Below are 19,442 nucleotides of genomic sequence, written 5' to 3'. Positions count from 1 at the left end.
CCACAACTATGGCAGACGAAAAATTCGAGTTTGACGACAATATCCATTGGTATAAAGATGCCATTATCTATGAACTGCATATAAAAGCCTTTAAAGACGGTAACGGCGACGGCATTGGCGATTTTAAGGGCCTGATGCAGAAACTGGACTATCTCGAAGACTTAGGTGTAACGGCCATCTGGCTGCTGCCCTTTTACCCATCGCCCCTCCGCGACGACGGCTACGACATTGCCGACTACCTAAGCATTAACCCGAGCTACGGCAACATGCAGGACTTCAAGCTGTTTGTGCGGGAGGCGCATAAACGTGGTCTGAAGGTGATTACGGAGCTGGTGATAAACCATACTTCCGATCAGCACCCCTGGTTCCAGCGGGCACGCCGGGCCAAGAAGGGCTCTAAGTACAGAGACTGGTATGTTTGGAGCGATGACCCGGCCAAGTACAAAGACGTGCGCATCATTTTCACCGACTATGAGCCGAGCAACTGGAGCTGGGACCCGGTGGCCGGGCAGTACTACTGGCACCGCTTTTTCTCGCACCAGCCCGACCTGAACTACGACAACCCTGCCGTGCAGAAAGAGGTGTTTAAGGTGCTCGATTACTGGTTCGACCTGGGCGTGGACGGGTTCCGCCTGGATGCCGTGCCGTACCTGTTTGAGCGGGAGGGAACCAACAGCGAGAACCTGCCCGAGACACACGACTTCCTGAAGAAGCTGCGCGCGCACGTAGATGAAAAGTATACCGGCAAGCTCTTGCTGGCAGAGGCCAACATGTGGCCCGAAGACTCTGCCTCCTATTTCGGAAACGGCGATGAGTGCCACATGAACTATCACTTCCCCATCATGCCCCGCCTGTTTATGTCGGTGAAGATGGAGGACCGCTACCCGATCATCGACATCTTTAACCAGACGCCAGCCATACCGGAGAGCTGCCAGTGGGCCATGTTCCTGCGCAACCACGACGAGCTGACGCTGGAGATGGTGACCGATGAGGAGCGCGACTACATGTATAAAGTGTATACCAAGGACCCGCAGGCCCGCATTAACCTGGGTATACGCCACCGCCTGGCCCCGCTGCTGGGCAACGACCGCGCCAAGATCGAGCTGATGAACGTGCTGCTCTTCTCCATGCGCGGCACGCCGGTGGTGTACTATGGCGATGAGATTGGCATGGGCGATAACTACTACCTCGGCGACCGCGATGGCGTGCGCACCCCCATGCAGTGGAACGATAACCGCAACGCCGGTTTCTCCGACGCTAATCCGCAAAAGTTATACTTGCCGGTGATCATCGACCCGGAGTACAAGTATGAGTCCATTAACGTGGACACGCAGAACCACAACGGCAACTCGCTGCTCTGGTGGATGCGCCGCATCATTAACATGCGCAAGCGCTACAAAGCCTTCGGCCGCGGAAGTATAAAGTTCCTGAACCCGAGCAACAGCAAGGTGCTGGCCTTTATCCGCGAGTACGAAGACGAAACCATACTGGTGATCGCCAACCTGTCGCGCTTTCCGGAGGCCGTGGAGCTGGACCTGCAGGAATACAAAGGCCATGTGCCGATGGAGGTGTTCAGCAAGAACAAGTTCCCAAGTATAAAAGACGGAGAGTACCTCTTCACGATCGGTGGCCACGGCTACTATTGGATGGAGCTGCGCCCGCAGGAGGTGTCGCAGGAGTCGGAGAGCCAGCAGGCAAAGCCGGCCTTGAGAATGGGCAACATGAAGCAGCCGCTCGAGGCGCGCACGCTCCGAGAGCTGGAGAGCAAAGTGCTGCCGCAGTACATCTGGCAGCGGCGCTGGTTTGGGGGCAAAGCCCGCACCATGCAGCGGATGCAGGTGATCCAGAGTATGCCGATGCCGCTGAGCAAGACGGGCGCTGCCATGCTGTTTGTGGAGGTAAGCTACAACGAGGGCCTGCCCGAGCTGTACCAGTTGCCGGTTGCCTTTGCCACCGGCGAGCAGGAGCAGGAGCTGCGCGACCAGCAGCCGAACGCTGTCATTGCCCGTGTCTCCGTCGACGGTAAAGACGGTATCCTGTATGATGCGCTCTACAGCGAGGAGTTCCGCCAGATGCTGCTGCAGCTTATGGTGAAGCGCAAGCGGCTGCGCAGCGACGGGGCCGAGCTGGTTGGCTACAGCAACCGTGGCGTAGGAGCCCAGTTGAGGGAGGCAGAAGGACCGGTAACCTCTAAAATCCTCTCTGCTGAGCAGAGCAATACCTCCATCGTTTACAACAACGCCTTTTTTATGAAGGTGTACCGCAAGCTGGACCGTACCCTGAACCCGGATGTGGAGGTGGTGCAGATGCTGACTGAGCACATTGGCTATGACCACGTGCCGCGCTTTTTGGGCGCCATTGAGCAGCAGGAGGGCAGCAAGCAGCCTATGGTGCTCATGATGCTGCAGGAGCTGGTGCCCAACCAGGGCGACGCCTGGAGCTACATCGGCGACTCGCTTAAGCGGCAGTACGAACGCATCCTCACGCAGAACGAGCACATGAAGCCGAAGGCGCCAGCAGGTTCGCTGTCGCGCCCGCTGCCGTTCTCGGACATACCCGAGGAGCTGCAGCTGCAGATCGGCGGCGCCCACGTGGAACGTGTCGAACTGCTGGGGCAGCGCACCGCCGAAATGCACCTGGCCCTCGGTTCCGTGACCGATAAAAAGGACTTTACACCAGAGGAGTTCTCGCTGCACTACCAGCGGTCGCTGTACTCTTCGCTTACCTCGCTGGTGCGCAGTAACTTCGATAGCCTGGCAAAGCACCTGCCTAACCTGCCCGAGCACGTGCGCGGCGAGGCCGAGGAGGTGTTGCAGATGCGGGGCGAGATACTGGAGCGCCTGAAAATGATTTTCGCCCATAAAATCGATACGCTGAAAATCCGCACGCACGGCGACTACCACCTGGGGCAGGTGCTGTTCACGGGCAAGGACTTCTACATCATCGACTTTGAAGGCGAACCGGCGCGTTCGTTCAGCGAGCGGCGCCTGAAGCGCTCTGCTCTCCGCGATGTGGCAGGCATGATCCGCTCGTTCCACTACGCCGCTTATAGTGCGCTGTTCCAGCAGGAAGGGCTGCGCAAGGAGGACGTGGACTACCTGGAGTCGTGGGCGGAGCAGTGGTACCACTACGCCAGCGGCTTTTACATGCACGCCTACCTGGGCAAGACCATGGGCACGGGCATTGTGCCGGCCAAGGAGGAAGACTTCGAAACCCTTATCCATACTTTCCTGTTAGAAAAAGCTATTTATGAGCTTGGGTATGAATTGAATAACCGTCCGGATTGGGTGCTCATCCCTATCAGAGGCATCAAATACATCATGAAAAAGTATAAGAATGGCTAAGAAAAAAGAAAGCACAACCACCGAGACCACCGATAAGAGCAAGGCAACCAGCGCTAAGACCACGAAGACCGGCACTTCCCGCAAAAAGGGGGAGGAGCCAATGGCGGCAGAAGAGGCAGAGGCGAAGAGAAAGACCGCTTCCAAAGGTGCCGGCAAAAAGGCTTCCGCTACGCCGGCGGCTGAGGCAGGTGCCCCCGCAACCGGGGCCTCGGGAGATACGGCAAAGGCCAAACCAGCTAAGCGCGGCAGGCCGCCTAAGAAAAAAGAAGCGGAGGTGGCAGTGCCTGTGGCCTCCAAAGACGGGGTAGAGGAACTGGTGAAGGTGAAGCCCCGCGGCCGTGGCAAAGGCGCCACATCCACCACCACGGTGGACGAGGCGCAGGCGGCACCCAGCCAGCAGGCACAGGATAGGGCTGTGTGGTATGCCAGCCGCTTTACTGATTATGATGTTTACCTGTTTCGGGAAGGCAGGCACTACACCCTGTACGAAAAGCTGGGCTCCCACCCGATGGAGATAGCCGGCCAGCAGGGGACGTACTTTGCCGTGTGGGCCCCCAACGCCGAGCAGGTGTCGGTAATGGGCGAGTTTAACGGCTGGAGCCGCGATAGCCACGAACTGCATGTGCGCCACGACGGCTCCGGCATCTGGGAGGGCTTTGTGCCGGGCGTGCAGACGGGGGTGATGTACAAGTACCACATCAAGTCGAAGTACAACCTGTACCATGTGGAGAAGAGCGACCCCTTTGCCTTCTGCCGCGAGGTGCCGCCGCAAACAGCCTCCATCGTAAACGATCTGCAGTATGAGTGGCAGGACCAGGCGTGGATAGACCACCGTAAGAACATGCAGGATAAGCCGCAGCCGTACAGCGTGTATGAAGTGCACCTGGGGTCTTGGCGCCGCAAGCCGGAAGACAACAACCGCCCGCTGACCTACCGCGAGCTGGCCGAGGAGCTGCCGTCGTACCTGAAGGAGATGGGCTTTACGCATGTAGAGTTTATGCCGGTTATGCACCATCCGTTCAACGGGTCGTGGGGGTACCAGATTACGGGCTACTTTGCAGCGCACAGCATGCTGGGCTCCCCTCAGGACCTGATGCACCTGATCGATGTGCTGCACCAGAACGGGATCGGCGTTATCATGGACTGGGTGCCGTCGCACTTCCCTTCGGATGAGCACGGCCTGGCGTACTTTGACGGGACGCACCTGTTCGAGCACGCAGACCCGCGCAAGGGCTTCCACCCGGACTGGAACAGCTACATCTTTAACTACGGCCGCAACGAGGTGCGCTCCTTCCTGATCAGCAACGCGCTCTTCTGGCTGGACAGGTACCATGTGGACGGGCTGCGTGTTGATGCCGTGGCCTCCATGCTGTACCTGGACTACAGCCGCAAGGAAGGGGAGTGGATACCGAATGAGCATGGCGGACGGGAGAACCTGGAGGCCATTTCCCTGATCAAGGAGTTTAACGAGGCGGTGCACTTCAACTTCCCTGAGGTGCTGACCATTGCCGAAGAGTCGACTGCGTGGCCTGCCGTAACGGGGCCGGTGGAGAACGGTGGCCTGGGCTTTAATATGAAGTGGATGATGGGCTGGATGCACGACACGCTGGACTACTTCTCCAAAGATTCTTTATACCGCCGCTACCACCAGGGCGAGATCACGTTTAGTATTATCTACGCTTTCTCCGAAAGGTTTATGCTGCCACTGTCTCACGACGAGGTGGTGCATGGCAAAGGCTCCTTGCTGCGGAAGATGCCCGGCGACGAGTGGCAGCAGTTTGCCAACCTACGCGCGCTGTACGCTTACATGTACGCGCACCCGGGAGCCAAACTCCTGTTTATGGGCGGCGATGTGGCCCAAACCAGTGAGTGGAACCACGACATGAGCGTGGACTGGCACCTGCTGCAGTACGGGTACCACCAGGGCATACAGCAGTTGCTGCGCGAGTTAAATGCCGTTTACAAGGCAGAGCCGGCGCTGTACACACACAACTTTGACCCGGCAGGCTTCCAGTGGGTAGACTACAACGATGCCCACAACTCCGTTATGAGCTTCCTGCGCAAGGGCAACAGCCCGCAGGAAGAGCTGCTGGTGGTGTGCAACTTTACGCCGGCCATGCACGAGCATTACCGGTTAGGGGTGCCGCATGCAGGGGAGTGGGTGCAGGTGTTCAACTCCGACGATAGCCGCTACGGAGGCAGCAACAAGCACAATACTGAGCCAATCCAGACCGTTCCGGAGCCGTTCCACGGGCAGGAGCACTCGCTCACGCTAGTACTGCCGCCATTGGCCGTGGCCTACTTCAAACTGAAAAGCTAAGGCAGCCGTAGCCTGGGCAGCAGGCATGGCTGCACCGCTGCAAAAAAGCCGCCGGTAGAGTAGTTTATACTTTACCGGCGGCTTTTATACTTTACAGACCAGGGTCTTGGTCATGCTGATGTTACACTGCCTGTTTCTTCTGGCGAATTCCGCACAGGCATTCTGAGATGCCCTGAAGTATAGCTAGCCCCATGCCGTGTTTTAAAGGCTGAGCAAGTAGAAAGCAGAGGCTTGCACGCAGTAAAACAGAGAGGCCAGCGGAAGCCTTACTTGCTCTTCCTTAACGGAAAGGCTCTTCTGAAGAGGGTATGGCGCGTTGGCTCGCTCTCCGGCACCTCCAATTCAGATACGGAGCGAACATCCTCCACGGAGTAGAAAGCCTGCGGGTTGTAGTCCCGGACGATGTCGAGCACATGCTGCAGCTTTTTCCGCTTCACGATGAGGAAGAGCAGGTTAACCTTGCCGCGTGTGCCGCGCGCATCGATGCAGGTGAGGCGGTAGCCGTGGCCACTCAGGCGGTGGATCAGCTTATCGGCGGGCTCCACGGTAATAATGCGCACCACCATCTGGCCCAGCGCCAGCTTCTGCTCCACGCGCAGCCCTAAAAAGTTGCCCATGGCAAAACCTCCCGCCCAGGCCAGGTAAGAGGCCACGTTGCTCAGGTTTTCCATGACCTGTGTCATGGCGATCAGCCAGATCAGCACCTCCAGGAAGCCTAGAATGGGCGCTACGGTTTTATTCCCCTTCGATACGAACACAATGCGCAGGGTGCCGAGGGTAACGTCGCAGATGCGGGCAAGAAAGATCAAGGCAGGGATCAGCACCCAGTTCACAAGCACCGGGTCAATGCCTTCGAAGTAGTTCATAAAGTATACTTTTAATGGGCAGTGCTACAAGTTACGAAAGCTCAGCCAGCGGCGGCAACTTCTGGCCTGCAAACTCGCTGCGCGTTTTAGGTAAGGCCTCTGGGTAGTTCAGCTGGATAAAGCTAACGAGTTTTTCCCGTACATGGCAGCGCAGGTCCCAGGCGATGCCGGAGTTGTGGGCGCTCATGAGGGCGCGCAGCTCAAGGGTTCGCTCTTTGGAGTCGGTTACCTGCAGCACCGACACCCGCTTGTCCCACAGGTCGGTTTTAGACAGGATGCGGTCCAGCTCCTTGCGGAGCGGCTCTATCGGAACGGTGTAGTCTGTGTACAGGTACACAGTGGCCAGTAAGTCGGAGCCGGTGCGGGTCCAGTTCTGGAAGGGGTTCTGGATAAAGTAGTTGAGCGGCAGGATGAGGCGGCGGTTGTCCCACAGCTTCAGGACCACATACGTCAGCGTGATTTCCTCCACCCGCCCAAACTCGTTCTCCACCACCAGCACATCGTCCAGGCGGATGGGCTGCGTGAAGGCGATCTGGAGCCCCGCCAGCAGGTTGGCAAGCGACGTCTGCGCGGCAAAGCCTACTACCACGCCTGCCACGCCTGCCGACGTCAGCAGGCCGGTCCCCAGCTTGCGCACCGGGTCAAAGCTCAGCAGGATGAGCGAAACGGCGATAAAGATGATGATAACAACCGTAAGCTTGCGAAGAAACTGCAGCTGCGTAATCAGCCGCCGCTCCCGTATGTTGTCGGCCTTATCAACGGCGTACTTATGGCGCACCAGATCCCGGCCCACGTCCGTGAGTTTAACCAGCACCCAGGCGAAGGCAATAATATCCAGGGTCTCGGTGAGGCGGCGCAGGCCCAGCAGCAGGCTCTCGCTGTAAGGCAGCAGCGGCAGGGCGATAGAGACAAAGAGCAGGGGGATAAAGAGCGTCAGCGGCCCGCTGAGGTGTTGTGTCAGCGATTTGAAGAGGAAGGGGTTCTCGCGGCGGTTGTACAGGTTCAGCCCTTTGAACAGCAGTTTCTTAGCTATGATGCCTAGTATGAGCGCGGCGGCCACAATGGCAAGGCCGGTGAAAACATTATCAAACCGCTCATACAGTTTTACAAGGTACTCCATGGGTGAAAATAGGGTAATCATATGGGGGAAAGTACTCCGTATATCCCGCAAGGGTTTTGCCTGGGGGCGCTCAAGGGCGATTTTTAAGTTAATATATATTTCACTATATTATAAAACGTGAGGCGCGAAGTCTACGTATGTGGAGTAGGTTGATGTGTGTCAGCCTATGAAGTAAAATAAACTCGGCACCAAGATGCAGTTCCTATCTGCGCCCAACACACTTGCTGCACTGGCTGCTGAGAAAACTACCGCAAAGCATGGCAAAACTGATTATTGTTTCTAACAGATTACCTGTAAAACTGCAAGAGAAGGATGAGGAACTGAGCTATAAGCCTAGTGAGGGAGGACTAGCGACTGGTTTAGGTTCAATCTATAAAGAAGGAGACAATCTATGGATTGGCTGGCCGGGCTTGGTGGTAACAGAAGATAAAAAGCAGGAGCAGATCACTACCGACCTGAATCAGGAGAACATGCACCCCGTTTTTCTGACGGAAACAGAGATAAAGGAGTTCTACGAGGGTTTCAGCAATGAAACCCTCTGGCCAACCTTCCACTACTTCAGCCAGTACGCCGTTTACGACCAGCAGCTGTGGGAAACCTATGTTGCGGTGAACCAGAAGTACTGTGATGCCGTGGTGGCGCAGGCCGGGCCGGAAGACACCATCTGGGTGCACGACTACCAACTGCTGTTGCTGCCGAGCATGCTGCGCGAGAAGCTCCCCGACAGCACCATCGGCTTTTTCCAGCACATCCCGTTCCCGAGCTACGAGGTATTCCGCCTCCTGCCCTGGCGCAAAGAGCTGCTGGAGGGCATGCTGGGCTCTGACCTGGTAGGCTTCCACACGTATGACGACATGCGCCACTTCCTGAGTTCGGTTAACCGCCTGGTGGGCTACGGCAGCATGCACGGCTGGATCCATACCCCTAGCCGCTCCCTGCTCGTGGACTCCTTCCCGATGGGGATCGACTATGAGAAGTATTCCGGCACCGCTGCCCTGGAAGAGGTGAAGAAGCGCGAGCGCATTTACCGCAGCAACCTCAACGCCGAGAAAATCATACTTTCCATCGACCGCCTGGACTACTCCAAAGGCATTGCCCAGCGCCTGGAGGCCTTTGAGCTCTTCCTGGAGCGCTACCCGGAGTTTCACCGGAAGGTAACCCTGCTGATGCTGGTGGTGCCGAGCCGCGATGCGGTGGAGAAGTACAAAGAACTCAAAGAAGAGGTGGACGAAATGGTGGGGCGCATCAACGGTAAGTACAGCCACATCAGCTGGAACCCGATCCAGTACTTCTACCGCTCTTACCCGCTCGAGACCCTCTCTGCCTTCTACCGCATGGCCGACGTAGGCCTGGTGACACCGATGCGCGACGGCATGAACCTGGTGTGCAAAGAGTTTGTGGCCAGTAAACTGGACCAGAAAGGCGTGCTCATACTTAGCGAAATGGCCGGTGCCTCCAAGGAGCTTTCCGATGCCATCCTGATCAACCCGAACGACATAAACCAGATGGTGGACTCTATTTACCATGCCCTGGTGATGCCTGAGGAGGAGCAGATGCAGCACATGCGCAACATGCAGGAGTCGCTGCAGCGCTACAACATACACCACTGGGTAAGCATGTTCATGGACCGCCTGTCTTATGTAAAGATCAAGCAGCTGTCGCTGGCAACCTCTTACCTCGACGAGTCTACCTTCCTGGAGATGAGCGATGCCTACGAGTCTGCCAGTTCCCGCCTGTTCTTCCTGGAGTACGACGGAGGTTTGGTGGACTACCGCAACCGGCCGCTGATGGCACGCCCAGACGATGAGCTGATGGCCTTGCTGGAGCGCCTGAGCAGCAGCCCTAAAAACAGGGTGGTGGTGATGAGCAGCCGCGAGAAAGCCACCATGCAGGATTGGCTGGGCCACCTCAACATCGATATAATAGCCGAGCATGGCGTTTGGATAAAACAGCGCGGCACCGGCTGGCAAACAATGCTGAGCCTGATGGACGACTGGAAAAAGGACATCCGCCTGATTCTGGACCTGTACGTGGACCGCACGCCGGGCTCCTTTATAGAGGAGAAAGAGTACTCGCTGGTGTGGCACTACCGCCGCGTGGAAACCGGTTTGGGCGACCTGCGTGCGCGTGAGCTGGTAAGCCACCTGAACTTCCTGGCCTCTAACAGTAACCTGCAGGTGCTAGACGGGCAAATGGCGGTTGAGGTAAAGGCACAGGAAATCAACAAGGGCAAAGCCTCCAGCTACTGGCTCAGCAAGTTCCCGCATAAGTTCGTGATGGCCGTGGGCGATGACTGGGGCGATGAGGACATCTTTAAAGCCATGCCTCGAGAAGCCTATACCGTAAAAGTTGGAAACGCGTCTTCGGTAGCCAAGTACCATGTAGACACCTGCCAGGAAGCCCGCGACATGCTGGACCGCCTGGTGCAGGCGAACACCCAGGAGCAGTCGCCCGGAGCACTGATGACCGGCTGATACGGACAGCTATAGGCTGTTGAAACCCCACCTGCTGCAGCGAGCGGGTGGGGTTTTATTTATTGTAATTAACAGTGCTGAAGGCTTCGCAGGGGTAGGTTTTTATTGAACTATACTTATTCTGTATTGGATGTTAGTTTCTGAAATGAATGATATTTATCACTTATCTGAAATAAAACCCCTATCTCTTTTGTAAGCTCACGTATACATAGTAAAATGGTGATATAAACACAATCTAAACCAAACAAAACAACAAAAACGCTAACATGAGAAAAATTCTATGTCCCACGGACTTCTCTGGTACGTCGGCAAAGGCTGTGGAGTATGCGGTGTATGTGGCACAGCATGCGGGGGCGCACCTGACGTTGATCCACGTGGTGCACCTGCCAATTGTGGACACATCGGAGACGGCGCTGGTGGCAAGCGAACTGCTGGGGGAGCAGACGCGCGATGCCGCTGAGAAGCTGAAGGCGATGGTTATGCACCTGGAACAAAAGTACGGCGCCAACCGCGACGGGGGCTTTACGTGCGACTACCTTTTAAAGGAGGCGCTGCTGACGGATGTAACCGAGCAACTGACGGCGCAGGAGGGGTACGACCTGGTGGTGATGGGCACCACCGGCTGCGACAACACCGTGGAGGAGCTTTTGATCGGGAGTAACACGGAGGCCGTTATCGAAGAGGTGAAGTGCCCGGTACTCTCGATCCCGAGAACTGCCCCGGAGCCAAAGCTGGAGCGCATTGTGTATGCCTCTGACTATAGCCGCGAAGACCGTAACGCCCTGAAGGAGGTGGTCGAGTTGGGGAGCTTCTTCAGCGCTAAGATCGATGTCGTGCATGTGGTGAAAGACGGCCGCGAGGCGGACGGAGAGGACGCTGAAAACTTCTGGAACGAGCTGCGCGAGCTTTTCCCGAACGTGCCGCTTTCTGTGCAGGAGGTATCGAACAAGCACCGCGACGAGGGCCTAAGGCAGTTTTACAAAGAAGTAGGCGGTGATGTGCTTGCCATTGTGCGCAAGGAGAAAGGCTTTCTGCGCAGCCTGTTTACACAAAGCCTGGCGGAGCGCATGACTTACCAGGCGCAGGTACCGCTGCTGGTGCTGCACGGGTACAAGAAGTAATGCGCCAGCATGCAAAAAGGCTCCACATCTGTGGAGCCTTTGCTTGTGTTAATTAGTTAGGGTACGGGCCACATCCTCGTCGAAGATATGGTCTAGTTCCTGGCTGCACTCCTGGCAGTTGTAACGGCCGTACTGCTCAATAGCCTTCGGCAGCAGCAGGTTTCTGAACGATCCTTTACCTTTGCACTGTATCAGGATCGGGCAGTCATGCTTGAGGTGAAAGATATCCGATATGCCATCCTCGCAGATCCAGACGCGCTTGTTCTCCAGTTCACTCGGGATAAAGAAGAACTCCGGGGCGGGCCTTTTTTCTCCTACTACAGCGGTGGCCTGGGCCGCAGCTTCCTCAGTGGCCTCAATGGCTGTTTCTTCCTGTGCTTCCTGTTGCTGGCACGCAAGGCCTGTGCAAAGCGTGAAGGCTATCAGCGCTGAATAAAGAACTTGTACAGGACGTAAGTAAAAACTTCGTTTCATATAAGTATGGCTTTTGGGCAAACCCAAAGGTATAAATTCTGTGAACTACTTGCTGCAGGTTTTGTCGGCACGGCGGCCGTACTCGCGTATGGCGGCAGCTTCTGTGGTTTTAACGATCTCTTCTTTGCAGCGCTTCAGCACATAGCAGTCATCTTTTAAATGGTACACACTGGAGCCGGTGCTGTTGCAAAGGTAGACGGTGTGTTTGGTAGCCCCTGCAGGTATTGGTGCTGTGGCTGTGCTGCTTCCGGTGGTTGTGCCTCCGCTTCTTTTCTCTTTCCGGTAGTCCCAGGGAGCCACAGGGTTTGGGTCCTGCCACAGGCCGCGTTTAAAGCGGCGGGCATCGGCCTCGGCATTGGCCAGGTTCTTATCGTTGGAGTAGGCCTTGTAATGCCAGGCGTAGCCGTTCTTTACCAGTTCCTCGTTCAGGCTGCGTCCGTCCTGAAGTATGACCGTGCCAACCGTGCGGCCGTAGCGGTCGGTGTTATGGGAGATCAGGCGGACACTTTTGCCAAATACCAAGTCTGAGGTGTACTGCTTGGCCTTTTGCCCGTAAGCCTGTGCTTTCTCCGGCGTATCCACACCGTATAGGCGTACCGTTACCTCCTCGCCATTGCGGAGCAACACCACGGTATCGCCGTCCTTTACACCTACTACCTTATCCCCTGCGGTGGCGGCTGGTTTAGTGGGAGAGTCGGCGGTATTTTCCGGGAAATCGGCTTCTGTCGTTTCCTGCTGCCCCTCTGAGGCGGCAGGAGTTGTGTCAGTATGTTCAACTATTGCCTTTCGGCGATCTCTGAACTGCTGCTGCGCATCCTTCTGGTCAGCCTGGCAGGAGAAGAAGGTGAGCAGGGCCAAAGGCAGGTACAGGTATTTTTTCATGAATGGAAGTCGGGAGTATATTTTGTGTGGTTATCGAGGCATCAGTGCAAAGGCACATCAGCCTGGTCCAAAAGTATAGCTATACTTTGCCAAGAGCAACAGCATACAAAAAAGTCCTCGTGCCGGGGCAGAAACTGCCTGTTGCCTCAGCCGGCCCCGGAGCTATGATTTAACGCCAGCAGCCAAAGCGGTCACAGGCATTTCGCGCAAAGATACCGCGCTGCAGCGGGACTACGAATAGGGCACTCCTCGGCTGTCGAAGCCTCACCGCGCTACTGGCGGGGCTTCGACAGCAGCGGGTTTTTCTGCGGACGTATGCCCGCGCCTGCTTTGCCTGCTTGTAAGTGCGGCTACCAGCCTACCACCTCTACCTTGCTTACGCCCCCGGCCTGCCGCTGTACTTTAATCTGCGTGCTGATGCGCTCTTTCAGTGCCTCCACGTGCGAAATGATACCGATCATCTTGCCGCTGGCCTGCAGGTTTTCCAGCGTGGAGATGGCGGCATCCAGTGTTTCGGCGTCCAGTGTGCCGAAGCCCTCATCAATAAAGAGGGAGTTGATCTGTGTGCGTCGGCCGGCGAGGTCGGAGAGCCCCAGCGCCAGGGCCAGGCTCACCAGAAAGCTCTCGCCACCGGACAGTGTGTTCATAGGCCGCACAGCCTCTGCCTGGTAAGTATCCACAATCAGCAGTTCCAGTTCATCCGCAGAAGATTTTAGGATGCGGTACCTATCGTTTAGCTTTTGCAGGTGGCGGTTTGCCAGTTCCACCAGCCTTGCCAGCGTGAGCCCCTGGGCAAAGCGGCTGAACTTGTTGCCGTCGGCCGAGCCGATCAGGTCCGCCAGCTGAGACCAGCGGTGGTGTACCTGCTGCTGTGTTTTAAGCTGCTCGGCCAGCTCCCTGTTTTTCTCCCGCTGGGCTGTGTCCTGCTCCAGTAGCTGCTGGTGGCGGGCCCGTTGCGAGATAAGCGCCCGCTGCTGTTCGGTTTTCTGCTGCTGCTGTAGCGATAGTGTCTCAAGTTGATCCTGCGTCAGGTTTAGGGCCGTTGTCTGGGCCAGTTCCTGCTTTACATCGCTGAGAGACTTCCGCAGTTCCGTCAGGTGCTTCTCGGTTTGTGCTTTCAGGTTGGCGAGGCGGTCAGCCTCATCGCGCTCCAGCAGCATCAGGCTTAAAGCCTCAATCGTTTCAATGCCCTTTTGCTGCAGCACGCGCAGCAGGCCATCGCGCAGCTCGTCCAGAACAGACTTGTTCTGCTGGTGTTTGCTTTGGCACTCCGTCTGGCGGGTGCGGGTTTCCTGCAGCTCCTGCTGCTTTTGCAGCTGCCTGGCACGCGCTTCTTCTGCGCGTGCGGCACGTGCCTTTAACTCCTGCTGGGCCAGTTGGCGCTCCTGTTCTGTCTCTTTTTCACCGAAGAGGGCGTGGCGCTCTGCCTTGAGCCGGTTAAGTTGCTCATGCTCCTCCTTCAGTGTAAGCTGCCGCTCCTGCAGCTCCTTTGATTTTTCCTGCACGCGCTCGCTCAGGTGCTTTACCTGCTCCCGTAAGGCTGCGTACTGCTCGCGCATGCCCTCCAGTGCCTGTTGCTTTGTAACATAGTCCTGTGCCAGTTGCTCCAGCTTTTGTTGCAGCGCCTGCCGCTCCTCTGGCTGGTAGGATAGCCCAAAGGTAGCAGCAAAGGATGCAGCGGTTTCGGCATGCCCCTGCTGTTGCTGTTGCTCATCGGCAAGTACAGCCAATAGCTTCTGCAGCTGTGTGTGCACAAGCTTATCTGACTGCTCCAACTGGTTATACTTCACCTGGGCCTGTACCTGAACCTCCCGGAGTTGCTGTAACTGCTGGTTTATACTTTCCAGCTCGCGGCTTAGCGCCCGCGCCTGTGCCAGTTGCTTCTGCAGCACTGTTGCCGTCTCCTGCTGCGAGGCAAGAAGGGCTGCCAGTTTCTCGGTTTCTGTAATGGCTATACGTTGCGGAAGCGCTGCAGCTAACCCTGTGTAGGTCTGGTTGAGGCGGTTTAGCTCGGCTTCAACCTCTGCTTTGGAGGCATTCGCCAACTGCTGCTTTTGCGCAAGGGTGCTTACCGCTAGCTGTAGCTGGTTAGACTGCTGCTCCAGCTCCTTCACCAGTGCCTGCTGCCTGTCGCGTTTCTGTACCTCCTCGGGTAGGTCAAGCGTGTAGCCTTCTGCTGTAAAGGGGTGCTCTGTGGAGCCGCACAGGGGGCAGGGAGCGCCGTCGTGCAGGGTGTGGCGCGCCTCCTCGTACTGTTGCATCTGCTGCTGTAGCTGCACGACTTTCTCAAGTGCCTCCAGGTGGGCGGCCGCCTGTTTGTGGCTGGCCTGCGTGTTCTGTAGCTTGTTTGTTGCCTCCTCTGCCTGTTGTGCGTGCTGCGTCAGCTGCTGGGTTAAGTGCTGCAGCTTTTGCTGGTGCCCAGCATGCTGACGGGCCAGCTCCTGCAGGCGCTCATACGTTGCCACTACGGCTGGTTGCGCCTGCGCCGCTTCCTCCAGCTCCTCCATACTTTTATCTGTAAGTATGGCTTTGAGCTGATTGAGCCGGGCGTCTTTTTGGGTTTGGAGCTGTTGCTGCTGTGCCTGCTGTTCCTGCTGGCTTTGCTGCAGTGCTGCCAGCTGCCTGGCCTCCTGCTGGCGCTGCTGCTGTAGCTCCTGCTGCTCCTGCTGGTTGCGCCTGATGCGCTGCTCCACTTCCTGCAGGTCGCGGAGGGTGGCCTTAAAATCCGGCAGGTGTTCTTTCAGGTCCTGCAGGTGCGCGTTTTGCGCCAGCCAGCCTTTGATGCCGGTTGCCTCCTGCGTGAGCTTGTCTAGTTCCTGCTGCTTTGTTTGCAACTGGTGCCGGTCCTGCTTTAGCTGCTCTTCAAAAGAGAGGTAAGCCGTTTTGTTTTTGGCGTAGGCATCGCGAATGCTGTGCAGCTGGTGGTCCAGCTTGCTGACTTGTGCGAGCAGCGGCTCCAGCTTCTGAAGCGTAGCTTCCTGCTGCTGGTGCGCCCTGCTGGCTTCTGTGGCAACTTTTCCGGCGGCCTCCAGCTCCGTTTCTAACACCGGCACCCGCTTCTGCAGTGTTTGCAGCTGCTCCTGCACCTCCGCCACCCTGCCGCGGGCGTTACGGATTTCGGCCAGCTCGCCCACGAACTGATGCGCCTGCTCGTGCTGCTGAAGCTTCTGGAACTCCGGCTTCAGGCTTTCCAGCTTCTGCTCCTGCACCTGCAGGGCGGCCTGGTGCTGCTGTTGCTTGGCTTGTAGCTGCGCTACTGTCTGTAGCCACTGTGTCTTTTCCTGCAGTTGCCTGATCTCGCCTTCAAGTACAGCTTCCTGTGCGGCCAGCTCTTGTATACTTGCTTCGTAAGCCTGCCGCTGCTCCTCAGGCAGGAGCTGGGTGTCCTGCAGTTTTCGCTCCAGCTCTTCCCGCTTCTGCCGTTCCGCCTTGGCCTTTTCGTAGGCAAACTTCGAAATGTCGGAGTAGATGCCGGTATCGGTGATCTTCTCCAGCAGGTTGCTGCGCTCGTTTGGGTTTGCCTTCAGGAAACGGGCAAAGTCACCCTGTGAGAGCATCACCGAGCGCAAAAACTGGTTATAATCCAGGCCGCACAGCTCCGCAACCTTGCCCGGAACCTCGCTCGGCTTTAGGTCATACAGTGCGTCCTCCTCAAAGCTGTACAGCTCCATGTGCACCGGCTGGATGTTGCCCTCCGCTTTGCCCCGGCTGCGGCGGATGTGCCACTTGGAGCGGTAGTGTTTGCCTGCGGCCTCAAACGCTACTTCTGAGTAGCTTTCGGCTGTGTGGCGCGTCATCAGCTCCAGCGGCTTATCGGTGCTGTGGCGGTGCACCAGCCCATACAAACCCACTGTAATCGCATCCAGGATAGTGGTCTTGCCTGCACCCGTAGGGCCGGTTATGGCAAACAGGCCCGCCTCTGCCAGCGGGCTCTGGTCAAATCGGATCTCATGCTCGCCCTTCAGCGAGTTCAGGTTTTGGAAGCGGACGGAGAGGATTTTCATGATGTGTTATGATGCGGTTTCGATGCTACTTTGCGCGGTGGGTACACTTGCATGTAGCCGCTTCAGTTTAATGTCTCTTTCTAAGCTATCAAAGCTGTTGTGGCTTAGCAAGCCAGACTGAAACCTGTACAGCTTAAAGTCTGAGGTGATGAGTTTCAAAGAGGTTTCCTGCCTAAGGGAAGTCTGTACCTCAGCAGAAAGGATGTCCTGTAGTTGAAACTTCTTTCTGTTCCATGGCAAGAATAAGCTTTTAACCACCAAAAAGTTATCCGACAGCAAAAAGTAATGGCTTTGAAAGGCGGCCAGTAGGTATAAAAAGCCGCATATGCCCAAGGCCAGGAGCTGTACTGGCAAAGGTAAGCTTATCAGGAACAGGGGCAAGAGGCAAACCAGCATGGCCGTAGTGTACAGGTAAAATATAAAGGAGCCGAAGGGGGAGCCTGTGTACTTGGTATAGTTGTCTGACATATACGCCGAAGCCGGAGTAGTTTTCGTTGCTGTGGCAAGGGTAAACTGGTGCAGCTCCTGTCGCAGGTACTTTTCCAGGTTGCTCAGGTTCTTCCTGAGCAGGTGGCCGTTCTGGTAGTGCTCTACAAACAGGTCGAATCTGCGGCCGTCGTGCAACAGCATGGTGCTAACCTCCGGCTGACGGTTCATGGTCCGTTTGTAGGCATTTTCGGAGTTGCCGAAGATCGTGATGGCAGCAATGGCGTCTACCTTAAAAACGTCTTTCCCAATTCTCACCTGCTCTGGGGTAATAACCACTTTGGGGGTAGATTTGGCGTAGAAACGGATAAAGAAATAGCAGGCGTAAAGCAACAAACAGATAGTCAGGAGAGACACCAGCAGGGGGGCATCCACGCCCTGCTGGTACTCTAGGCACTGCACCTGTGTATAGCTAAACATGCCTACAGCACAAAAGGCTATAAGCAGCACCATACTTATAAAGAAGAGCAGGGGATAGCTAAACTGACTTCTAAATTCTGTTCTCATAGGTTTCTCGTTACGAACTAACGTGGCGGATAGGGGAGAGCTAAAGTCGTGGAGGCTAGCTCTCTTCGCTTTGCCCCATCAGCTCCAGCAGCTCCGAAAAAGTGGCTACCAGCTCTGTGTGGTCTGAGTCGGGAAAGGCGCTTTCGCAGCGTTTCAGGAACACGTCTTTTTCCTGCAGCGTGTGCAGGTCGACCTCTTCCTGTACCTGCTGCTCCAACGCCTGGGCAGCCTTGCGGATGATGGGTGGCCGGTGGATCAGTAGCTGCAGCTCGTCCTTCTTCAGGCTTAGCACCTCTTCCAGTTGCTGGTTCAGGTCGGGGAGGGGCGCATCAAGCTCCAATTGCAGCTCAGCCCAGGCGGTTAAAGTATAGGCGCTGTTATCGTAAACGGTAAGTTGCTGCTTTACCTTCTCCAGCGAACCCTTGAAGCGGATCAGCTTACGGCAGCAGGGAATCTCCAGCTCGCGCAGGTCCTGAAGCTTGCCGTCTGCGAAGTCAAGTATAAATATGACCTTGGTGTCGGTTACCTCACTGAAGCTAAGCGAAATAGGGGAGCCTGAGTAGCGGATGTGGTGGGTTTTGTTCACCTGCTGGGGGCGGTGCAGGTGGCCGAGCGCCACATAGTCAAACTCCTTCGGAAACTGGTCTGCCCCAATCTGGCCGAGGTTGCCTACGTGTATCTCCTTTTCGCTTTCAGAGGCAGCGCCGCCGGCGGCAAACAGGTGGCCCATTGCCACAACAGGTACGCGCTGGTCCTTATACTTTTGAACGTGCGGCACAAAGGCCTCGTAGTGCGCGGCTATCCCTTGCTTAATGCGCTGCTCCCGCTCCTCAAACGTTTCGCCTGCCACCGACAGCCGCACATCCCTGTCCCGCAGGAAGGGCACGGCGCACACCGCTAGCTGCAGCTCGCCATTCTCGCCACGCAGCTCGATGAGCTCATCCAGCGGGTCGTGGGAGGCGCCCCCTACCACATAGATGTTAAAGCACTCGAGCAGCTCTTTGGGCGCGTTGAGTGTGGAGATGGAGTCGTGGTTGCCGCCCGTAATGATGATGTGGCGGCAGCAGGTGGCACAGACGCGGCGGAGAAAGTCATAGTACAGTTTGAGTGCCGTGTTGGAAGGAGCGCCGTTGTCAAAAACATCGCCGGACATGAGCAACACCTCCACCTGCTCCTGCTCAATGGTCTGCAGTAGCCAGTTCAGGAAGTGCTGGTGTTCTTCGGTACGTTCGAGGTTTACGAGGCGCTGGCCCAAATGCCAGTCTGAGGTGTGTAGTACGCGCATAGTTCTTCTTCTCCAAATCCCGATTAAAGATACATCATGATATAGGGATATTGCAAGAAATTTAGGATTATTTCATCCCGCAGGCGAGAAGCTCATGCTTCTCGCCTGGCACGTATCCTTGTTAGGAGCGCTAGCTGCCTGTATAGCTTTACTGCTGGTCTGCCTCCGTTGTAGTGGGCAAGCCGGACTCCTTTAGCGTCTGAAAGCCGCCGATATTATAGATGTGCTTGAACCCCGCTTCCTTTAGCAGCTCTGCGGCCTTGCTGCTCCGGTTACCGGTGGCGCAGTAGAGGTAGTACACCTTGTCCTTGTCCCAGCGCTGCAGGTCGCCGGCAAAGTCACCGCCCCGGTAGTCTGAGTTCACAGCACCATCCAGGTGGCCCGTGGCATACTCTTCGGGTGTGCGCACATCAATCAGAACTGCTCTGGAGTTCATTTTCTGCTCCTTAAACTCGTCCGGCGTCAGGTTTTTAACCTCAGCAGGGCCTTGTTGCTGCGCGGTGGCGCATCCGAAAAGCATGATTCCTGCGGCTATACTTAATGCTATCTTTTTCATGGC

12 protein-coding genes are annotated in these 19,442 nt (G+C 56.5%); 4 read left to right on the top strand and 8 right to left on the bottom strand.

Annotated elements, in window-relative coordinates:
* Window positions 1-8 precede the first annotated feature (8 nt).
* Window positions 9-3,344: a maltose alpha-D-glucosyltransferase gene (gene treS / locus CA264_RS11195; RefSeq protein WP_025607184.1), complete on the top strand. Its 3,336-nt coding sequence runs from the start codon at window positions 9-11 to the stop codon at window positions 3,342-3,344.
* The gene (gene glgB, locus CA264_RS11190) at window positions 3,337-5,664 is read left to right on the top strand and encodes a 1,4-alpha-glucan branching protein GlgB (protein WP_071784588.1); all 2,328 of its coding nucleotides are present in this window, start codon (window positions 3,337-3,339) and stop codon (window positions 5,662-5,664) included. Before treS ends, glgB begins: the two co-directional genes overlap by 8 nt.
* A 266-nt stretch (window positions 5,665-5,930) precedes the next feature.
* Here the strand turns inward: glgB and CA264_RS11185 are convergent, their stop codons facing one another.
* Window positions 5,931-6,530 (bottom strand): DUF2179 domain-containing protein, encoded by a 600-nt coding sequence (locus tag CA264_RS11185; protein ID WP_025607181.1) that lies wholly within the window; start codon window positions 6,528-6,530, stop codon window positions 5,931-5,933.
* Between the two features lie 31 nt (window positions 6,531-6,561).
* On the bottom strand, window positions 6,562-7,650 hold the full coding sequence (locus CA264_RS11180) for a mechanosensitive ion channel family protein (protein ID WP_025607180.1): 1,089 nt from the start codon (window positions 7,648-7,650) through the stop codon (window positions 6,562-6,564).
* A gap of 257 nt (window positions 7,651-7,907) precedes the next feature.
* Between CA264_RS11180 and CA264_RS11175 the strand changes: the two genes are divergently transcribed.
* Together CA264_RS11175 and CA264_RS11170 are read left to right on the top strand one after the other, a co-directional pair.
* A complete protein-coding gene (locus CA264_RS11175) occupies window positions 7,908-10,124 on the top strand; it encodes a bifunctional alpha,alpha-trehalose-phosphate synthase (UDP-forming)/trehalose-phosphatase (protein WP_025607178.1) in 2,217 nt (738 codons plus the stop codon).
* A gap of 266 nt (window positions 10,125-10,390) precedes the next feature.
* Window positions 10,391-11,245: a universal stress protein gene (locus CA264_RS11170; RefSeq protein WP_025607176.1), complete on the top strand. Its 855-nt coding sequence runs from the start codon at window positions 10,391-10,393 to the stop codon at window positions 11,243-11,245.
* A 48-nt stretch (window positions 11,246-11,293) separates the two neighbouring features.
* Here the strand turns inward: CA264_RS11170 and CA264_RS11165 are convergent, their stop codons facing one another.
* From CA264_RS11165 to CA264_RS11140, 6 genes are all read right to left on the bottom strand, one after another.
* A complete protein-coding gene (locus tag CA264_RS11165) occupies window positions 11,294-11,719 on the bottom strand; it encodes a hypothetical protein (protein WP_025607174.1) in 426 nt (141 codons plus the stop codon).
* Between the two features lie 45 nt (window positions 11,720-11,764).
* A complete protein-coding gene (locus CA264_RS11160) occupies window positions 11,765-12,601 on the bottom strand; it encodes a thermonuclease family protein (RefSeq protein WP_025607172.1) in 837 nt (278 codons plus the stop codon).
* A gap of 350 nt (window positions 12,602-12,951) precedes the next feature.
* On the bottom strand, window positions 12,952-16,605 hold the full coding sequence (locus CA264_RS11155) for an SbcC/MukB-like Walker B domain-containing protein (RefSeq protein WP_025607170.1): 3,654 nt from the start codon (window positions 16,603-16,605) through the stop codon (window positions 12,952-12,954).
* Window positions 16,606-16,611: 6 nt separating this feature from the next.
* Window positions 16,612-17,598, bottom strand: a complete 987-nt coding sequence (locus CA264_RS11150) for a hypothetical protein (RefSeq protein WP_157593694.1) — start codon at window positions 17,596-17,598, stop codon at window positions 16,612-16,614.
* Window positions 17,599-17,653: 55 nt separating this feature from the next.
* The gene (locus CA264_RS11145; protein ID WP_025607167.1) at window positions 17,654-18,883 is read right to left on the bottom strand and encodes an exonuclease SbcCD subunit D C-terminal domain-containing protein; all 1,230 of its coding nucleotides are present in this window, start codon (window positions 18,881-18,883) and stop codon (window positions 17,654-17,656) included.
* Between the two features lie 148 nt (window positions 18,884-19,031).
* Window positions 19,032-19,439: a rhodanese-like domain-containing protein gene (locus CA264_RS11140; protein ID WP_025607166.1), complete on the bottom strand. Its 408-nt coding sequence runs from the start codon at window positions 19,437-19,439 to the stop codon at window positions 19,032-19,034.
* Window positions 19,440-19,442 lie beyond the last annotated feature (3 nt).

This window comes from Pontibacter actiniarum (assembly GCF_003585765.1).
Lineage (GTDB): Bacteria > Bacteroidota > Bacteroidia > Cytophagales > Hymenobacteraceae > Pontibacter > Pontibacter actiniarum.
The sequence above is the reverse complement of the archived record's forward strand: the minus strand, read 5'-3'. Positions and strand labels throughout refer to the sequence as shown.